Origin of the sequence: Mycobacterium sp. 852002-51057_SCH5723018, from assembly GCF_001667035.1 — a bacterium.
Classification (GTDB): Bacteria; Actinomycetota; Actinomycetes; order Mycobacteriales; family Mycobacteriaceae; genus Mycobacterium.
Genome location: NZ_LZIR01000081.1, coordinates 47749 through 63316 on the forward strand (window position 1 = coordinate 47749; position 15568 = coordinate 63316).

Sequence of the window (15568 nt, forward strand, 5' to 3'; positions counted from 1 at the left end):
TGTCCCAGGAGTCGTCGGCGGTGCGTCGGCTGACTGCCACTACAGCCGCTCCGCAATAACGAAGTCGGAGAATGCGTCCTTGTCGTCTGCCAGCGCGACACCCTCGATCCAGCGGCCCAGCCGACGCATCTCGTCGGTCGAGCGCTGCGCCCGCGCGCGCCAACCATGCTCGTTGAGCCACTCTGTGACGTCCGCGCGGTCGTCGTCGCGATACATCAGCTCCCCGACGTCGATGCTCTCCTCCAAGCCGATCTCGTCGGCGACCTTCTTGAACCGCTCGCGCATCTGCTGTCGCCGCTCGTCGGCGTGCGCGGGCGCGGTTTCGGCCGACACGCGGCTGCCGGCCGGGCTCAGCTGGCCGATCAGGGTGAACAACCGGTCCTGAGCCTCGGCGGGCAGGTACATCAACAGACCCTCGGCCAGCCACGCGGTCCGCGCCGACGGATCAAACCCCGCGGCACGCAGCGCCGCCGGCCAGTCCTGACGCAGGTCGATGGCGACCTCTCGGCGATCGGCCGACGGCGTCACACCGTTTTCCGCCAGCGTCGTGGACTTGTAGACCAACACCTGGGGCTGGTCGATCTCATACACCGTGGTGCCGGCCGGCCAGTCCAGGCGGTAGGCGCGGGAATCGAGGCCCGACGCGAGGATCACGATCTGCCGGATCCCGTCGGCGACGGCGTCGTTGAAGTAGGTGTCGAAGAAGTTCGTCCGCACCGCCTGGTAACCGCGCATGTGCTGGATGTGCGCGGCGGATTCGGAGTCGAGCTTCTCCACCTTGGCCGCGACCTCGGGATCGAGCATGGCCTCCCACAAAACGCCGGCGCCGGCGTTGGTGACCAGAAGCTTGGCGTACGGATCGCGGATCAGGGCGTCGGGTTGCTCGGATTCGACCGCCCGCGCGGCGGCCACCATCACCGCGGTGGTGCCGACGCTGGTCTTGATGTCCCAGGTGTCGTCGTGGGTGCGCAGTGAGCTCATCGCTTTGCTCCTTGAAATCGATCTAAGGGCGGACGTCAGGAATCGGAAGTCGGGCGGGCGCCGCCGAGACGCGCCCGCAGGAAGGTGCTGCGGACCGCACCGTCGGTCAGGTCTTCCGGTACGGCGCGGCCCAGCCGAGCCATCTCCTCGCGGTTGTTGACGACCTGAACGTGCCAGCCGTGGTCAGTCAGCCACTGAGCGGCATCGGAACGGTCGGGCTCGTGGAACGTCAGCGCCTCGACGTTCACGTCCAGGCCGAGTCGCTCTCGCATCCGGCGCCACCGTTGGGTGTTGCTGGACGAGTTCATGCCGAACGCCTCGATGGCGACCTGGCTGCCCGGCGCGCTGAGGGCGGTGAACTTCTCGAAGAGGCGGTCTTGAGCGTCGCTCGGCAGATAGGGCAGCAGGCCCTCGGCAAGCCACGCGGTCGGCTGGGTGCGGTCGAATCCGGCGGCCGTCAGGGCCGCCGGCCAGTCGTCGCGCAGGTCCACCGGGACCGGTCGCCGCACGGCCGTGGGGGCCGCGCCCTGCGATTCCAGGATTCCGGCCTTGTACGCCAGCACCTTGGGCTGGTCGATTTCATAGACCGTGGTGCCGGCCGGCCAATCCAGCCGATAGGCCCGGGAGTCAAGGCCGGCGGCCAGGATCACCACCTGCCGGATCCCGTCGGCAGAGGCTTCAGTGGCGTCGGCGAAATATTCGTCGAAGAAATGTGTGCGCACGGCCTGATAGTCGATGCCGAGGCGATGCGCCCGCTGCCCTTGCTCGTCGCCGTCCAACCAGGCCAGCTCGGGGTCGGTCAGCCGGGCCCACGCTGGGCCGGCCGCGGACACCAACGTCCGGGCGAACTCGTCACGGATCAGAGGGGTGGGTCCGGCTGTCTCGGCGGCACGGGCCGCGGCGACGCCCAGCGCGGTGGCGCCGACGAGTTCGGTGATGGTCCAGCTGTCGCCGGCGGTTCGTAATGAAGGCGGTAACGAGGCGTCCAGGTCAGTCATGTCGGAACCATGCTACCGAATAAGTTAGTTAGCCTATACGCTTTGTGCCCGATCTCACTGGGTTTGGTCGGCGCGGACCGCTTAGGTCTGGGACCGTCCGAGGGCGCCTTCCAGCAGCCGGCGCAGCACGTCGCTGATCCCCAGGATCTCTTCATAGCTGCGGATGTAGCCGGCATAGAATCCGACGCCGCACAGCACGACGATTAGTGTCTCGACCAATGCGGAGGCGTCGATATCCGGAGCGACCTCTCGACCCTCGATTGCGTCGTTGACGGCGGTCGTCAGAAATTCCCGGCTAATTCGCACCGAGTCGATTTGGGCACCGCTTAATTCCGGATGCCGTTGCGATTCCAGCACGGCGGTAACCAGAAACGCGGAGACGGCGGGATTGTCGGAATTTGCGCGCACCGCGGCGGAGATGAACGCCGTCAGACGCCCCACCAGAGTGCTCTCGCGTTCCGCCTGTCGGATGCCTTCCCCGATGACCAGCGCGTTGGTCTGCTCCAACACCTCCCGATACAGCAACCGCTTGGTGGAAAAGTAGTGGTTGATCGCGGGTCGGGTCAGGTCGGCCCGTATGGCGATCCCCTGGAACGTCGCCCCGTCATAGCCACGTTCGCTAAACACCAGGCGAGCCGCTTGCATAATCCGCTGGCGCGTCTCGTCTGCCTTGGCGGCAGGCGGCCTTCCGGGCCTGCGACTCGCCGTGGGCGACATTACTAAATTGTGCCACCACCGTGGTGCGGCATTAAAGCATTCGGCGGAATGCTGCCGAACTTTCCGGCTTGGTAGTCCTGCAGCGCCTCGAGCAATTCCACACGTGTGTTCATCACGAAAGGTCCATAGTGGAATACCGGCTCGCGAATCGGCTGTCCGCCCAGCAGCAGCACATCAGTGGCCGACGTCCGAGACGAGTCCTGGACCCGATGCGCCCCGACGGTGATCCGGTCGCCGCGACCGAGCACGGCCAACTGGCCCGAGCGAATCGGGTGAGCGGCCGGACCGACGTATCCGCTGCCGGACAACACGTACCCCAATGCATTGAAATCGCGTCGCCATGGAATGTTGAGCCGGGCCCCGTTTTCGATCGTGACGTGCGCCAGCGTGATCGGCGTGTGGGTGATGCCGGGGCCGCGGTGACCGCCAATCTCGCCGGCGATGATGCGGACCAGAGCTCCGCCATCGTCGGACGCGAGCAAGGTGGCGTCGTGGCCTTCGATGGCCTGATAGCGGGGCGGCGCAAATTTGTCTTTCTTCGGCAGGTTCACCCATAGCTGGACGCCGTGAAACAGGCCACCGCTTTCGACCAGTTCGGCGGGCGGCGTCTCGATGTGCAGGATGCCCGAACCGGCCGTCATCCATTGGGTCGCGCCGTCGGCGATCAGGCCGCCGCCGCCGTGCGAATCCTGGTGGGCGAACTTGCCGTCGATCATGTAGGTGACGGTCTCGAAACCCCGGTGCGGATGCCAATCGGTGCCCCTGGGTTCGCCCGGCTGGTAGTCGACCTCCCCCATCTGGTCCATGTGCACGAAGGGATCCAGGGCGGCGGCGCTGACGCCGGCGAACGCGCGGACCACCGGGAAGCCCTCGCCCTCATAACCGCGGGGTCCGGCAGTGATCGATCGGACCGGCCGTTCGGTGTCGGCGGGCTCGGGCGGCGCGATCCGCGCCAGCGTTAATGTGTCTGCGGTGACAGCAGGCAATTCGTCCCTCCTCAGTTAGGATACCCATATAACCGGACCAAAGTCCGGTTATTCCCCCCGGTTGTCACGGGACGCCTGGATGCTTGGATTGGGGACGTGAGCGAACCGGAGGGTGACGACCCCGCGCCCGCGGTCGCCCCGGCCGCGGCCGCGGGTGGACGATTCGGGGCGTCGATCAGGAAGTCGGGCTACCTGCAGAAGTGGCTGCTGCTCGGCGTCATCATCGGGTTCGTCGCCGGCCTCGGCGCCGTGGTCTTTTATGTCGTGCTGAAATACACCGGCGAGTTCCTCCTCGGCTACCTGGCGGGCTACCACATTCCGAGGCCCGTGGGGGAGGGTGGCGGCCACGGCTCGGCCGGCTTCATCCGCCCGTGGGCGATCCCGCTGGTGACGACGGGCGGCGCGCTGCTGTCGGCATTGCTGGTGGCGAAGCTCGCCCCGGAGGCCACCGGTCACGGCACCGACCAGGCCATCGAAGCGGTGCACACCGATCCCCGCGCCATCCGGTTCCGGGCGGTGCTGGTCAAGATGGCGGCAAGCGCACTGACGATCGGCTCCGGCGGTTCGGCCGGCCGGGAGGGCCCGACGGCGCAGATCTCCGCCGGCTTCTGCTCGTTGCTGGCCCGGCGGCTGAACCTGTCCGACGAGGACGGCCGCATCGCCGTGGCGCTGGGCATCGGCGCCGGCATCGGCGCGATCTTCGCCGCGCCGCTGGGCGGGGCCGTGCTGGCCGCGTCGATCACCTACCGCGACGACTTCGACTACCGCTGCCTGCTGCCGGGTTTCATCACCTCGGGAACCGCCTACGCGGTGCTAGGGGCCTTCCTCGGGTTCGATCCGCTGTTCGGCTACATCGACGCCGAGTACCGGTTCGAGAAGGCCGGCCCACTGCTGTGGTTCGTGGTGATCGGCGTGGTCGCGGCCGCGGTGGGCTACCTGTATGCCCGCACCTTCCACGCCTCGGTGCGCCTCACCCGCGGGCTGCCCGGCGGGCCGATACTCAAGCCGGCGTTGGGCGGACTGGCGGTCGGCCTGCTGGGACTGGCGATTCCGCAGATCCTGAGCAGCGGCTACGGCTGGGCGCAGTTGGCGGCCGACCGGAACTCGCTTCTGGCGATCCCGTTGTGGATCATCATCGTGCTACCGATCGCCAAGATCGCCGCCACCTCGCTGTCCATCGGCTCCGGCGGATCCGGCGGCCTCTTCGGCCCCGGAATCGTGATCGGCGCCTTCGTGGGAGCCGCAGTGTGGCGGCTGGGCGAGCTGTTCGGGCTGCCCGGCATTCCGCACGAGCCGGGAATCTTCGTCGTCGTCGGGATGATGACCTGCTTCGGCAGCGTCGCCCGGGCTCCGCTGGCAATCATGATCATGGTCGCGGAGATGACCGGCTCGTTCTCCGTAGTGCCGGGGGCCATCCTGGCCGTCGGAATCGCGGCGTTGCTGATGTCGCGCACCAACGTCACCATCTACGAGGCGCAACGGCTCAATCGGGAGACCGCCGCGGCGGAACGGGCCGGCGAGGCGCCCCCCGCTTAGGACTGCTGGCGCGCGCTGCTAGCCGCATCCTGCTCGGTGGCCGAGCCCTCGTGGGTCAGCTGCCCGCCCGAGTTCTCCAGGTGCGCGCGGACGAACCACTGGAACTTCTCCAAGTCGGCCGCCTGGTCGATCAACATGTCCTGGGTGACCGGATCGAGCTCCTCGGTCTCTTCGATGTATTTGCGGATGTCTTCGATCACACCCGTGTAGACCAGGTCCAGCGCGGCCAGATGGGACTGGACGCAGTCGCGGCCTACGGAATAGTCGTCCCAGGTGCGGTCCTTGAGGATGGCACCCGGCGTGCCCTGAGGCGACCCCCCAAGCGCCGCGATGCGCTCGGCGACGTCGTCGGCGAAGCCGCGGACCGCCTCCACCTGCGGGTCGATCATCTCGTGCACGCCAATGAAGTTGGGGCCCACCACATTCCAGTGAATGTGCTTCAGCGTCAGGTGCAGATCGTTGTAGGTGCTCAGTTGCTTTTGCAGCAGCTCGGTCAGGCGCGCCGCCTGCTTATCGGTCAGTCCGGGAATGGTGAACTGTGTCATACGAACTCTCCCTGGTTTCGTCACGTCTCCGACGTTGGTTACCCGATGACCGATGCTGGAAACCCAGCGGGCGCAAGGCCACAGCGGTCAAAGCCGGCTGATGTGCTGAACGGGGAGCCGCGCCCCGCGCCGGGGTTCGCGTGCCAGGCCGCTGGCTTCGAGCAACCGAACCACCCGGTGGCGGTGCGGCCGCATCGGTTCGAGCAGCTCGAGCATCCCCGCGTCGTCGACCGGGCGGCCAAGCAGCGTCCAGCCGATCATCTTCGGGATGTGGTAGTCGCCCACCGATAGCGCGTCGGCGTCGCCGAAGGCCCGCTGCGCGGTCTCGGCGGCTGTCCACACACCCACCCCGGGCAACGACGTGAGCGCGTCGCGGGCCTGCTCAGGCGGACGTGACGTCAGCCGTTCCAGGGAGGCCGCCCGCCGCGCGCAAGCCACCACCGACCGGGCCCGCCCGGGGTCGACGTTGGCGCGGTGGAACTCCCACGACGGGATGTGCCGCCACGCCTCGGCCGATGGCGGCACCCGCATCCCCGCCGGCGCCGGCCCCGGCGCCGGCGTGCCGTACTTGGACACCAGCAGGCGCCACGATCGGAAGGCGTCGGCGCCGGGCACCCGCTGTTCGATGATCGCCGGGACCAGCGCCTCGAGCACCAATCCGGTTCGGCCCAACCGCAGGTGCGGAACCCGTCGGTGGGCGGCGGCGATCGTCGGGTCCCGCGGCGCGAAATCAGACGCGTCGTCGTCGGCGCCCAGCGTCGCGGGCAGCATCTCGAGAAACTCCTGCGCGCCGTCGCCCCATGCGACGCAGTGGGCGGCGTTCGGGGCCGCGCGGCTGATCCGCGCCGTGACCGGCCCGGTGGGGAGCAGGCTGGTTCGCCAAATGGTGCCGTCGCCGGGGAGGCGGAAGCACGGGTCCCGCGGACCCCGGCGCAAGGGGGCCAAAGTGTGCCCGAAGCTGGCCGCCCCGGGGAACGTGACAGTGCGTGCGCTCTTCACCAACTCGTCTCATCCACGAAGTCACAGCCAGTTCTACGAAGCTGCTGATTGACCGCTACTCGTTTGCCACGACAGTATTGCGATGTGATGACGCCATTTGACGGCCCTCACACCGAGCTCGCCTGGATGTTCCTGCAGAGCATGAGCGAGGGGGGCGACTTGGACGAGGGCTTCACGCTGCTCAGCGACGACTTCACGTACTGGAGCATTTACACCCGCGTTTCCTTTGACAAGGACACAATGCGCAAGGCGATCATCTGGCGCAAACAGACCCTTGAGATCACCATCGATCTGCTTCGCTGCATCAGCGAGGGAGACACGGTGGTGGTGGAGGCAAACGCCTCGGGCACCAGCACCGACGGCGTCGAATTCGACAGCCCGTTCGCATGCATCATCGAAACCCGCGACGGCCTGATCGTCTCCATGCGCGAATACAGCGACACCCGCGCGACCGCAGCGGCGCTACCCGACTCGGCAAATCGGGCCTATTGAGCCGCTAGGAGTCCGAGACGCTGATTTCGGCCTTGTTGGGGTAGAAGGCGACGTGGCCCGCGATCGCCGCGACGGCCGGGTAGGGCTGTTCGTACGTCCAGATCACGTCGTCGACGGTGTCGCCGGCCGAGGTGGTAACGCTGTAGTAGCTGGCGTCACCTTTGAACGGGCAGTAGGTGCTGGTGTCGGTGCGGGTCAGCCGGTCTTCGACCACATCGCTTAGCGGAATGTATTGCACCGCAGGCAAAGTCGCCTCGCGCAATTCCAATGCCTCGGTGGTGTCCGCAACCAGCTCTCCGTTGACGCGAACCTGCACCCGTCCGCGCGTGGGCTCGACGGTGATGGGGTGTCCGGCGTTGGGTTCTAGGACTTGGCGGTGGCTCATGGGTGAGTTCTCCTCTTCACGCAGGTGTCATGTGTAACACCGGGCGCCGAGCGGGGCTTCCCTATTCGGCTTGGGCGGGGGCACTATTTTTCCGGGCGGTGCGCATCGCGGCCCAAAACCGGGCCGCCTCGCGGATCGATTCCTCGACCGGGCGGGGCTGCCAGCCCAACTCGCGTACCGCCTTGTTGTGGTCGACGGGGGCTTCGGCGCGCATCATTCGCACCGACGCGAGGCTGAGTTCGGCGTCTTTGCCGGTGAGGCGGGCCCGCAGGCTGCCCAGCGCCCCGAGGGCATACAGCGTCGGCATCGAAATCGAGCGGCGCGGCGCCGGCACGCCAGTCTCGTCGGCCGCGATCCGCACCACGTCTTTCAGCGCGATCATCCGTTCGGAGATCAGGTACCGTTCGCCGTTGCGTCCGCGCTCGGCGGCCAGGATCATGGCCCGGGCGGCATCGTCGACGCCGACGACCTCCAGTTGGATGCCGTCCATCAGGAAGGGCAGCTTGCCGAAGACCGCGCCGGCGATGAATGCACCATGCGGGGTGCGGCCCCAGTCGCCGCTGCCGTAAGTCGTTGAGACGCACATCGCAACCGCGGGCAACCCGGCGTCGGCCACGTAGCGCATCACCAAGTCCTCGGCCTGTACCCGGGATTGGACGTACGGGGTCAGCCCGTGCGGCTCGATGACGTCGTCTTCGGTCGCCACGTGCCCGTGCCGCCGGCCCACCGTCGCGTAGGTGCTGGTGAAGACGAACCGGCGCAACCCGGGCTCTTGGACGGCCACGTCCAGGACGTTGCGCAGGCCCTCGACGTTGGTGCGGAACAGCGGCGACGGGTCGCGCAACCAGGCGCGCGTGTCGACGACGCAGTAATACACGTCGTCGACGCCGTCCATCGCCTCGCGCAGCGTGACGGTGTCGAACACGTCGCCATGAAAGCGGCTGACCTCGAGGTCGTCGATGGCGCGGGTGTTGGCGGTGGCTCGCACCATCGCGCGCACGTCGAATCCGTCGGCCACGAGCTGGCGGGTCACATGCGAACCCAGAAATCCGTTGGCGCCGATAACCAGTTTGGGTTTGGGGCTCACTTAGGCTCCTCCGTATTGCTGCATCCAGCGCGCGGCGTCCTCGTCGAGCGTGCCGAGTTCCTCCGCCTTGCGGCACCACTTCAGCCCCGCGCGCAGGAAGCGCAGCGGGTTGTAGATGTCTTCTTCGCGGCTCCACTGGCCGTCGCCGGCATAGGTGATGATCGTGATGTTGGTCGCGCTGATGACGCTGCCATCTCCGGGGTCGCGCATCGGGTTGTCCAGTTCGAGAATGACCCGCCCGGTCGGCTCGTCGATGACCGACCACAGCGTCGGGAACGCCACCATGTGGCTGCCAGGGAAGGTTGTCATCGTCTGCTGAATCCAGTCGCGCACCTGATCGCGACCGCGCATGGTGCCCGCGGCGTGCTCGATGTAGAGCACGTCGGGCGTGTACTGCTGCACCCAGGCGTCCCAATCCCGGGTTTCGGCCGCCCGCGCCACCGTCGCCTCGAACTGCTGAAACGCAGAAGCGAGCTCGCTCCGGGAGAACTCTTGCGTGGTCACGCCAAAACTAGAACACGTTCTATTGACGTTGTCGAGCATTGGTTCGCCGGGGTCGCGGGCCGCGCCACTGCCCGCCAACCGAGCGTGAAGCTGTTGCGAGTTTCGCGCGCCGAACTCGCGACAGCTTCACGCTCGGCACCGCTGCTGGCCGGCTTCGGCGGCCGGCGGCCCGCAACCACGGCAGTTATGCGGGATAATCGGGGGATCGCTTCAGGTTGCACCCCACGGCGGGGTGGCCAGACGGCGGCAAGGAGGAACAAGCATGACGGCGCACGACAAAGCGATCCTGGCCGGCGGCTGCTTCTGGGGAATGCAGGACCTGATCCGCAAGCAGCCCGGCGTCATCTCGACCCGGGTGGGTTACACCGGCGGCGACGTCCCCAACGCGACCTACCGCAACCACGGCACGCACGCCGAGGCCATCGAGATCGTCTACGACCCGTCCGTCACCGATTACCGCGCGCTGCTGGAGTTCTTCTTCCAGATCCACGATCCGACAACGAAGAACCGGCAGGGCAACGACTTGGGACCGAGCTACCGGTCGGCCATCTTCTACGTCGACGACGAGCAGAAGCGGATCGCGCTGGACACCATCGCCGACGTCGACGCGTCGGGCCTATGGCCCGGCAAGGTCGTCACCGAGGTCAGTCCGGCCGGTGACTTTTGGGAGGCCGAGCCCGAGCACCAGGATTACCTGGAGCGCTACCCCACCGGGTACACGTGCCACTACGTGCGGCCCGGCTGGAAATTGCCGCGCAGGGCGACGGCCGGCCAATAAGCCTATTCAGCGTCGGCGGACCACGATGCGCCCGCCATCCTTGGGAATGAACGCGACGCCCCGCCCGTGCCAGCCCTCTCCGGGCCTATCCGTGGTCTCAATGGCGAAGTGCCGCAACACCGTTCGGAGCACGACGTCCATCTCCATATTGGCGAAGGCCGCTCCCACACACCGGCGGGTCCCACCACCGAATGGGATCCAGCTGAAGGTGGATGGCTTGCTGCCGATGTAGCGCTGGGGGTCGAAGCGCTCGGGATCCGGGAAAACGTTCGGATTGCCGTGTATCAGTCCGATGGCGACGATGATCGAATGCCCGCGGGGAATCACCCACTCGCCAAGCTGGAACGCCTTCGGATAGACGCGGCGACCCGCGAGATCGATCACCGTCCTGGCCCGCTGCACCTCCAGGATCGTCGCCTGGCGCAGCTCGTTGCCGGCGCCGTCGGCCTCCTCGACAAGTGCGGTCAACAAATCGGGATGGCGGCTGATCCGCTCGAATGCCCAGCCCAGCGTGGACGCGGTGGTTTCGTGGCCGGCTGCCAGCAACGTGAGTAGCTCGTCACCAATGTCCTTGCGCGACATAGCCGAACCGTCTTCGTAGGTGCTGCGCAGCAGCAGCGCCAGCACGTCGGTCCGTTCGTCGAACTGCGGATCCGCCCGTTCGGCGTCGATCAACCTGTCGACGACCACGTCGTATTGGCGCCGCCACCCGGCCAGCCGGCCCCACGGGGTCAACCGGCCATATGTCCGTTCGGGTTTCGGCAGGGCGGCCATGCGCGAGCCCAGGGTGACCCACGGCGGGATGAGCCGGCGCAGCTCGTCGAGCTCCGCGCCCTCGGCCCCGAAGACCGCACGCAGGATGGCGTTGAGGGTGATCCGCATCATCGGCGGCACCGTCGCGAAAGGCCGGCCTTCCGGCCAGTCAGCGATTTCGCGCAGCGTCTCTTCCTCGATGATGCCCTCGTAGTTCTTCATGCTCTTGCCGTGGAACGGCGGCGCCAACAGCCGGCGCCGCCTGCGGTGGTCGTCGAAGTCGAGCGCGAACACCGAGCCGGGCCCGAAAAACCTGCTCAGGTTGGGTTGGATGTTGCCAAGCTCCTCAGGGCTGGTGGTGAAGACCTGCTTGGCCAACTGCGGATCGGCGACCACCACCGCCGGCCCGTAAACCGGGAGGTGCAACGTGAAGGCATTGCCGTAGCGGCGAGCCAACCGTTGCATCATCCGCCGTCGTGAGATCGCAAAAACCAAGCCCTGAGCGAACTTTGGGAGCCGGCTCGCCGGAGGCAATCTGACGGCGGAAGCCGCCGGCGGGGCGGTGACTAGTTCGCTCATGGCGTTGCTGCTCCCTGTCTACCCCGGAACGGAGTGGTGGTACTGCGGTGTACCAAACGCTTTCCGGATACGGTACTCTGTGGTACCAGACCTGACAAGGGTGCCGTGCTCATCGAAAGGGGCGCCGGCCGTGACATCTGCGGTGACAGCGGCGGCTGACGAAGCGGTTCTCGGCGAGGTCGATCCGTTTCGGCTTCGGCTGCTCGACGGCTTGGCCACCTCGATCGGTGAGCGCGGCTACCGCGCCAGCACGGTCGCCGACATCGTCCGCCACGCCCGCACGTCCAAGCGCACCTTCTATGGCCAGTTCGCCAGCAAGGAAGAGTGCTTCCTGGAGCTGCTGCGGACCGACATCGAGCGGCTCGGCGAAAAGATTGCTGCCGCAGTCGATCCCGAAGCCGACTGGCACCGGCAGATCCGTCAGGCCGTCGAAGCCTACGTCGGGCATATCGAGTCCCGCCCGGCCATCACCTTGAGCTGGATTCGTGAACTTCCCTCGCTGGGTGGCGTCGAGCGTCCGGTCCGGCGCCGCGGGCAGCAATTGCTGTCCGACCTGCTGATCGGCCTCAGCGCCAGCCCGGGGTTCCGGCGCGCGGAGCTGCCGCCGCTCACCGCGCCGCTGGCCGTGATCTTGCTGGGCGGCCTGCGCGAATTGACCGCCGTGGCGGTAGAGGACGGCCGGCCCGTCCGAGAAATCGTCGAACCGGCCGTGGACGCGTCGGTAGCCCTGCTCGGCCCTCGACACTAGGCATCGTCGCCCGGCTAGGCTCAATTGCCGACCCCAAAACCCAACGGAGGATTGCGATGCGGCTATCGACCCGAAACCAGCTCAGTGGAACGATCACCGAGGTCGACCTCGGCAGCGTGATGGCCATCGTCAGAGTGAAGCTGGACGGCGGCGATCAGATCGTCACGGCGTCGGTCACCAAGGACGCGGCGCTCGAGCTCGGTCTCAAGGAGGGGCAGCCCGCGACGGTGTTCATCAAATCCACCGAAGTCACGATTGGCGTTGATTAGCCCGCCATGGCGCTGACGATGCGCGCCGAGCGCTTCTACGCGGACACCAAAAGGGTTGCGCTGGAAGACGTCCCGATCCCACAGCCGGGACCCGGTGAAGTTCTGGTCAAGGTCGCCTTCTGCGGGATCTGCCACTCGGACCTCAGCCTGATCAACGGAACCTTCCCGGCCCAGAGGCCGGCGGTCACGCAGGGCCATGAAGCGTCGGGCACCATCGCAAAGCTGGGCCCGGACGTGACCGGCTGGGCCGAGGGCGACCGGGTCGTGGTTGCCGCCGGCCGGCCCTGCGGGCGGTGCGCCAACTGCCGCCGTGGCGATGTCGTGAACTGCCTGCGGATCCAATTGATGGCCTTCGCCTACGACGGCGCGTGGGCCGAATACACCCTGGCACAGGCCGCCGGACTGACCCGAGTCCCGGACAACGTTCCGCTGGAGCAGGCCGCGATCCTGGCCGACGCCGTGTCGACGCCGTTCGGAGCCGTCGTCCGGACGGGAAAGGTGGCAGTGGGGGAATCCGTTGGGGTGTGGGGCGTCGGCGGTGTCGGCACCCACATCGTCCAGCTCTCCCGACTGGTGGGCGCGGTACCGGTGATCGCGGTCGACATCAACCCGGCCGTCTTGGACCGAGCCCTCGCGGTCGGCGCGGATTATGCATTCAACTCCCGCGAGGACGGGTTCAAGGACAAGGTCGCCGAGATCACCGGCGGCCGGCTGCTCGACGTCGCCTTCGACGCCGTGGGCCTGAAGGCGACGTTCGAGCAGGCGCTCGATTGCCTGACCCCCGGGGGCCGGCTGGTGGGCGTCGGGATGAGCGCGGAGGCCCCGACCATCGGGCCCACTTCTCTGTTCGGGTTGACGCGCAAGCAGGTGCTCGGCCACCTCGGTTATCAAAACGTTGACATCGAGACCCTGGCGAAGCTGGTTTCGACTGGGCGCCTTGATCTTTCGCGTTCGGTCAGTGAGATCGTCCCGCTCGAAGACCTGCCGCTGGGCATCGAGAAGCTCGAGCGCCAAGACGGCAACCCCGTCCGGATTCTGGTCAGGCCCTGAGAAACGCCCTGAGTCGATCGAGCACCAGCTCGGGTCGCTGCTCGACGATCCAGTGGCCGGCGCCGTCGACCAGCTCGAGCTCGAAATCGCTGATGCGGTCGCCATATCCGTCCAGCAGGTCCGGTGTGAGCACCGGGTCTTTCGTGCCACTCAGCCAGCGGACCGGCACCTCAACGCGGGCGTCGTTGTATTCGCCGCGCAGCCAGCGCACCAACTCCCTGGTGATAAACGTCCGGTACCACCGCGAGCCGGCGATCGCATGCCCGGGCTGGCGCATGCACTCGATGTAGAAGCGGACGTCGTCGTCGGGCACCAGGTATCCACCGCCGAGCCAGGACGCCAGCGACCGGTAGAACCGGGCCTTGGGATCACCGATCACCCGCGGACCGATCACCGGCAGCAGTATCGGGATTTGGTACCAGAACCGCCACAGATTGCGCAGCAGCGACAGGTCGGGCTTTACCCAGGGCGCGACGGTGTTCATGCCGAAGAAGCCGGTCACCTTCTCGGGGTGGCGCAGCATCATGGTGAACGCGACCGGCCCGCCCCAGTCGTGGCCGGCGAGTTTGACCGTCGCGACGCCCAGCCGGTCCAGGACCGAGGCCAGATCGTCGGCCATGTCGTTTTTCAGGTAGCTGGAGCGGGGCGCCGAGCTCCAGCCCGCGCCACGCAGGTCGGGGCACAGCACCCGATACCCGTCTGCGGCCAGCGGGCCGATCAATTCGTGCCACTCCCACCAGTTCTGGGGAAAGCCGTGCACCAGCATCACAGCCGGGCCGTGCGCGGGGCCGGCGTCTGCGACGTGGATCGTTACGCCGTCACCCAGTTCCACGTACCTGTGTTCGACGCCGTCCAGCGCGGGCATTGCGACCATGTGTTGAAAAGGTACTCGATGCCGCTCCTAGGCCAGGAACCGCTCGACGTAGGGCGCGAAGCGGTCGCGCAGGCCCTCCGTCGTCAGCCCGAACATCTCGGGCGACGTCTGGACGCTTCCCAGGCGGCCGCGCCGGTGGCCCGCCAGGTAGCCGGCGATCTCCGCGCGCGCCGGCTCGCTGAAGGGCTCGCCGGCCAGGCCGTACACCCGCTCGGCGACACCGAGTTCGTCTGCCATGAAGTCGTCGAAGCGTACGTCGATCGAGCGATCCGGACCGATGGTGTCGCGATCGCGGACGAGTGCCGTGAGCATCCGGTCCAGGCGGTCGATCCAGTAAGCCGCGATCTGTTCCACCGGCACGGGTGAGCGGTGCATCCGCGCGGAGTAGGTGATCATCGCGATCATCGACAACGCCACCGGCACCGGGTCGCGGTGGGTGAACACGACAATGCTGCCCGGGAAGACCCGATCCAACACCGGCACCTGCTCGAGGTGCTGGGGCGACTTGAGTAACCACCGCCGCCCACCGCGCAAAAACTGCAGCGCTTTCAGTTGCCGGGCAAGGTATCGGTAGTGGGGCGCCTGGTCGTGGGCGGCGTAGTGGTCGCGCCAATGCGGCACTTCGGCCAGCGTCTCGAAGAGCATCGTGGAGACGTCGTTGGCCAGCAGCTGGATTTCTTCGTGCACGTGATCGGTGGTCATCTCGTGCATCAGCGCGAAATGAGGCATCACTGTGTTGATCACCGCGACCGCCACGTCCATCCGCGCGCGCCGCGGATCCGGCTCCACCCCAACCTCATTCGGCAGCGGAAATGGTTCCACGCTTTCCCAGTACGGCATGGTGCGGAAGGTGGACGGCGCGGCCAGCAAGTTGTGCAAGTGGGTGGTCCCGGTGCGGGGCAGACCGGCGATCACGACCGGCGGTTCCAACTCGATGTCGTCGATTTCCGGATGACGGCTCAACAGATCGGTCAACAAAAGCCGGTTTTTGAGCAACTGCAGCAGCTGACCGTAGAAGTTGACCACCCCCGCCGCGTGCAGGCCCTCGATGTCACGCAGCGCGTCGAGGTACACGTCGAGCCGTTCGCGGTAGTCGTCGGGACCAAAATCGTGAAGGCCGGTATCCGCGCTGGCCCGGACGTGCAGCGCGTCGGCATCCAGCGGACAGTCGGGTGCCATCGCGGCCATCATGTCGAGGATCTGCTGCGCCTCGGCGCTGAATCGGGGTTGGGCTAGGTCGTCGAGGATGACGACGCCGGTGTCGGTCATAGGGACTTATGTTACTCT

General features: G+C 67.0%; 18 protein-coding genes. 6 read left to right on the plus strand and 12 right to left on the minus strand.

Going from position 1 to position 15568, the window contains the following annotated elements:
• Positions 1–39 precede the first annotated feature (39 nt).
• The 4 genes from A5764_RS17225 to A5764_RS17240 form a co-directional block, all read right to left on the minus strand.
• The gene (locus A5764_RS17225; protein WP_197501595.1) at positions 40–972 is read right to left on the minus strand and encodes a class I SAM-dependent methyltransferase; all 933 of its coding nucleotides are present in this window, start codon (positions 970–972) and stop codon (positions 40–42) included.
• A gap of 44 nt (positions 973–1016) precedes the next feature.
• Positions 1017–1979, minus strand: a complete 963-nt coding sequence (locus A5764_RS17230; RefSeq protein WP_067114719.1) for a class I SAM-dependent methyltransferase — start codon at positions 1977–1979, stop codon at positions 1017–1019.
• Positions 1980–2060: 81 nt separating this feature from the next.
• Positions 2061–2696 carry a TetR/AcrR family transcriptional regulator gene (locus tag A5764_RS17235; protein ID WP_067114720.1) on the minus strand — a complete coding sequence of 212 codons (636 nt, stop codon included), beginning with the start codon at positions 2694–2696 and terminating at the stop codon, positions 2061–2063.
• A gap of 2 nt (positions 2697–2698) precedes the next feature.
• The gene (locus A5764_RS17240) at positions 2699–3682 is read right to left on the minus strand and encodes a pirin family protein (RefSeq protein ID WP_067114721.1); all 984 of its coding nucleotides are present in this window, start codon (positions 3680–3682) and stop codon (positions 2699–2701) included.
• Between the two features lie 96 nt (positions 3683–3778).
• On the opposite strand from A5764_RS17240, the gene A5764_RS17245 reads away from it, so the two are divergent.
• Positions 3779–5218, plus strand: a complete 1440-nt coding sequence (locus A5764_RS17245) for a chloride channel protein (protein WP_067114722.1) — start codon at positions 3779–3781, stop codon at positions 5216–5218.
• Here A5764_RS17245 and dps read toward each other — a convergent pair.
• Both dps and A5764_RS17255 read right to left on the minus strand, forming a co-directional pair.
• Positions 5215–5763, minus strand: coding sequence for a DNA starvation/stationary phase protection protein Dps (gene dps / locus A5764_RS17250; RefSeq protein WP_067114723.1), 549 nt, complete (start codon positions 5761–5763; stop codon positions 5215–5217). The genes A5764_RS17245 and dps overlap by 4 nt on opposite strands.
• An 87-nt stretch (positions 5764–5850) precedes the next feature.
• Positions 5851–6765: a DNA-3-methyladenine glycosylase gene (locus A5764_RS17255; protein ID WP_197501575.1), complete on the minus strand. Its 915-nt coding sequence runs from the start codon at positions 6763–6765 to the stop codon at positions 5851–5853.
• A gap of 81 nt (positions 6766–6846) precedes the next feature.
• Between A5764_RS17255 and A5764_RS17260 the strand changes: the two genes are divergently transcribed.
• Positions 6847–7254, plus strand: a complete 408-nt coding sequence (locus A5764_RS17260; protein WP_067114725.1) for a nuclear transport factor 2 family protein — start codon at positions 6847–6849, stop codon at positions 7252–7254.
• A gap of 4 nt (positions 7255–7258) precedes the next feature.
• Here the strand turns inward: A5764_RS17260 and A5764_RS17265 are convergent, their stop codons facing one another.
• From A5764_RS17265 to A5764_RS17275, 3 genes are all read right to left on the minus strand, one after another.
• On the minus strand, positions 7259–7639 hold the full coding sequence (locus A5764_RS17265) for a DUF427 domain-containing protein (protein WP_067114726.1): 381 nt from the start codon (positions 7637–7639) through the stop codon (positions 7259–7261).
• Between the two features lie 61 nt (positions 7640–7700).
• Positions 7701–8726, minus strand: coding sequence for an NAD-dependent epimerase/dehydratase family protein (locus tag A5764_RS17270; RefSeq protein WP_067114727.1), 1026 nt, complete (start codon positions 8724–8726; stop codon positions 7701–7703).
• Positions 8727–9230, minus strand: coding sequence for a nuclear transport factor 2 family protein (locus A5764_RS17275; RefSeq protein WP_067114728.1), 504 nt, complete (start codon positions 9228–9230; stop codon positions 8727–8729).
• 262 nt (positions 9231–9492) lie between these two features.
• Between A5764_RS17275 and msrA the strand changes: the two genes are divergently transcribed.
• The gene (msrA, locus tag A5764_RS17280; RefSeq protein WP_067114729.1) at positions 9493–10008 is read left to right on the plus strand and encodes a peptide-methionine (S)-S-oxide reductase MsrA; all 516 of its coding nucleotides are present in this window, start codon (positions 9493–9495) and stop codon (positions 10006–10008) included.
• A 6-nt stretch (positions 10009–10014) separates the two neighbouring features.
• Here the strand turns inward: msrA and A5764_RS17285 are convergent, their stop codons facing one another.
• On the minus strand, positions 10015–11340 hold the full coding sequence (locus A5764_RS17285; RefSeq protein ID WP_067114730.1) for a cytochrome P450: 1326 nt from the start codon (positions 11338–11340) through the stop codon (positions 10015–10017).
• A gap of 142 nt (positions 11341–11482) precedes the next feature.
• On the opposite strand from A5764_RS17285, the gene A5764_RS17290 reads away from it, so the two are divergent.
• From A5764_RS17290 to A5764_RS17300, 3 genes are read left to right on the plus strand one after another with little or no spacing between them, the layout of a single operon-like run.
• Positions 11483–12088, plus strand: a complete 606-nt coding sequence (locus A5764_RS17290) for a TetR/AcrR family transcriptional regulator (protein WP_067114731.1) — start codon at positions 11483–11485, stop codon at positions 12086–12088.
• A 56-nt stretch (positions 12089–12144) separates the two neighbouring features.
• Positions 12145–12357, plus strand: a complete 213-nt coding sequence (locus A5764_RS17295; RefSeq protein ID WP_067114732.1) for a molybdopterin-binding protein — start codon at positions 12145–12147, stop codon at positions 12355–12357.
• Positions 12358–12363: 6 nt separating this feature from the next.
• A complete protein-coding gene (locus A5764_RS17300; protein ID WP_067114733.1) occupies positions 12364–13407 on the plus strand; it encodes a zinc-binding dehydrogenase in 1044 nt (347 codons plus the stop codon).
• Here A5764_RS17300 and A5764_RS17305 read toward each other — a convergent pair.
• Positions 13397–14281, minus strand: a complete 885-nt coding sequence (locus tag A5764_RS17305; RefSeq protein WP_067114734.1) for an alpha/beta fold hydrolase — start codon at positions 14279–14281, stop codon at positions 13397–13399. The genes A5764_RS17300 and A5764_RS17305 overlap by 11 nt on opposite strands.
• Positions 14282–14308: 27 nt before the next feature.
• Positions 14309–15550, minus strand: coding sequence for a sulfotransferase (locus tag A5764_RS17310; protein ID WP_067114735.1), 1242 nt, complete (start codon positions 15548–15550; stop codon positions 14309–14311).
• Positions 15551–15568 lie beyond the last annotated feature (18 nt).

Excerpts from the sequence above, each read along its gene's own strand:
- A5764_RS17230 (WP_067114719.1), bottom strand. The coding sequence starts at position 1,979 with ATGACTGACCTGGACGCCTCGTTACCGCCTTCATTACGAACCGCCGGC.
- A5764_RS17235 (WP_067114720.1), bottom strand. The coding sequence starts at position 2,696 with ATGTCGCCCACGGCGAGTCGCAGGCCCGGAAGGCCGCCTGCCGCCAAG.
- dps (WP_067114723.1), bottom strand. The coding sequence starts at position 5,763 with ATGACACAGTTCACCATTCCCGGACTGACCGATAAGCAGGCGGCGCGC.
- A5764_RS17265 (WP_067114726.1), bottom strand. The coding sequence starts at position 7,639 with ATGAGCCACCGCCAAGTCCTAGAACCCAACGCCGGACACCCCATCACC.
- msrA (WP_067114729.1), top strand. The coding sequence starts at position 9,493 with ATGACGGCGCACGACAAAGCGATCCTGGCCGGCGGCTGCTTCTGGGGA.
- A5764_RS17285 (WP_067114730.1), bottom strand. The coding sequence starts at position 11,340 with ATGAGCGAACTAGTCACCGCCCCGCCGGCGGCTTCCGCCGTCAGATTG.
- A5764_RS17295 (WP_067114732.1), top strand. The coding sequence starts at position 12,145 with ATGCGGCTATCGACCCGAAACCAGCTCAGTGGAACGATCACCGAGGTC.
- A5764_RS17300 (WP_067114733.1), top strand. The coding sequence starts at position 12,364 with ATGGCGCTGACGATGCGCGCCGAGCGCTTCTACGCGGACACCAAAAGG.
- A5764_RS17305 (WP_067114734.1), bottom strand. The coding sequence starts at position 14,281 with ATGGTCGCAATGCCCGCGCTGGACGGCGTCGAACACAGGTACGTGGAA.
- A5764_RS17310 (WP_067114735.1), bottom strand. The coding sequence starts at position 15,550 with ATGACCGACACCGGCGTCGTCATCCTCGACGACCTAGCCCAACCCCGA.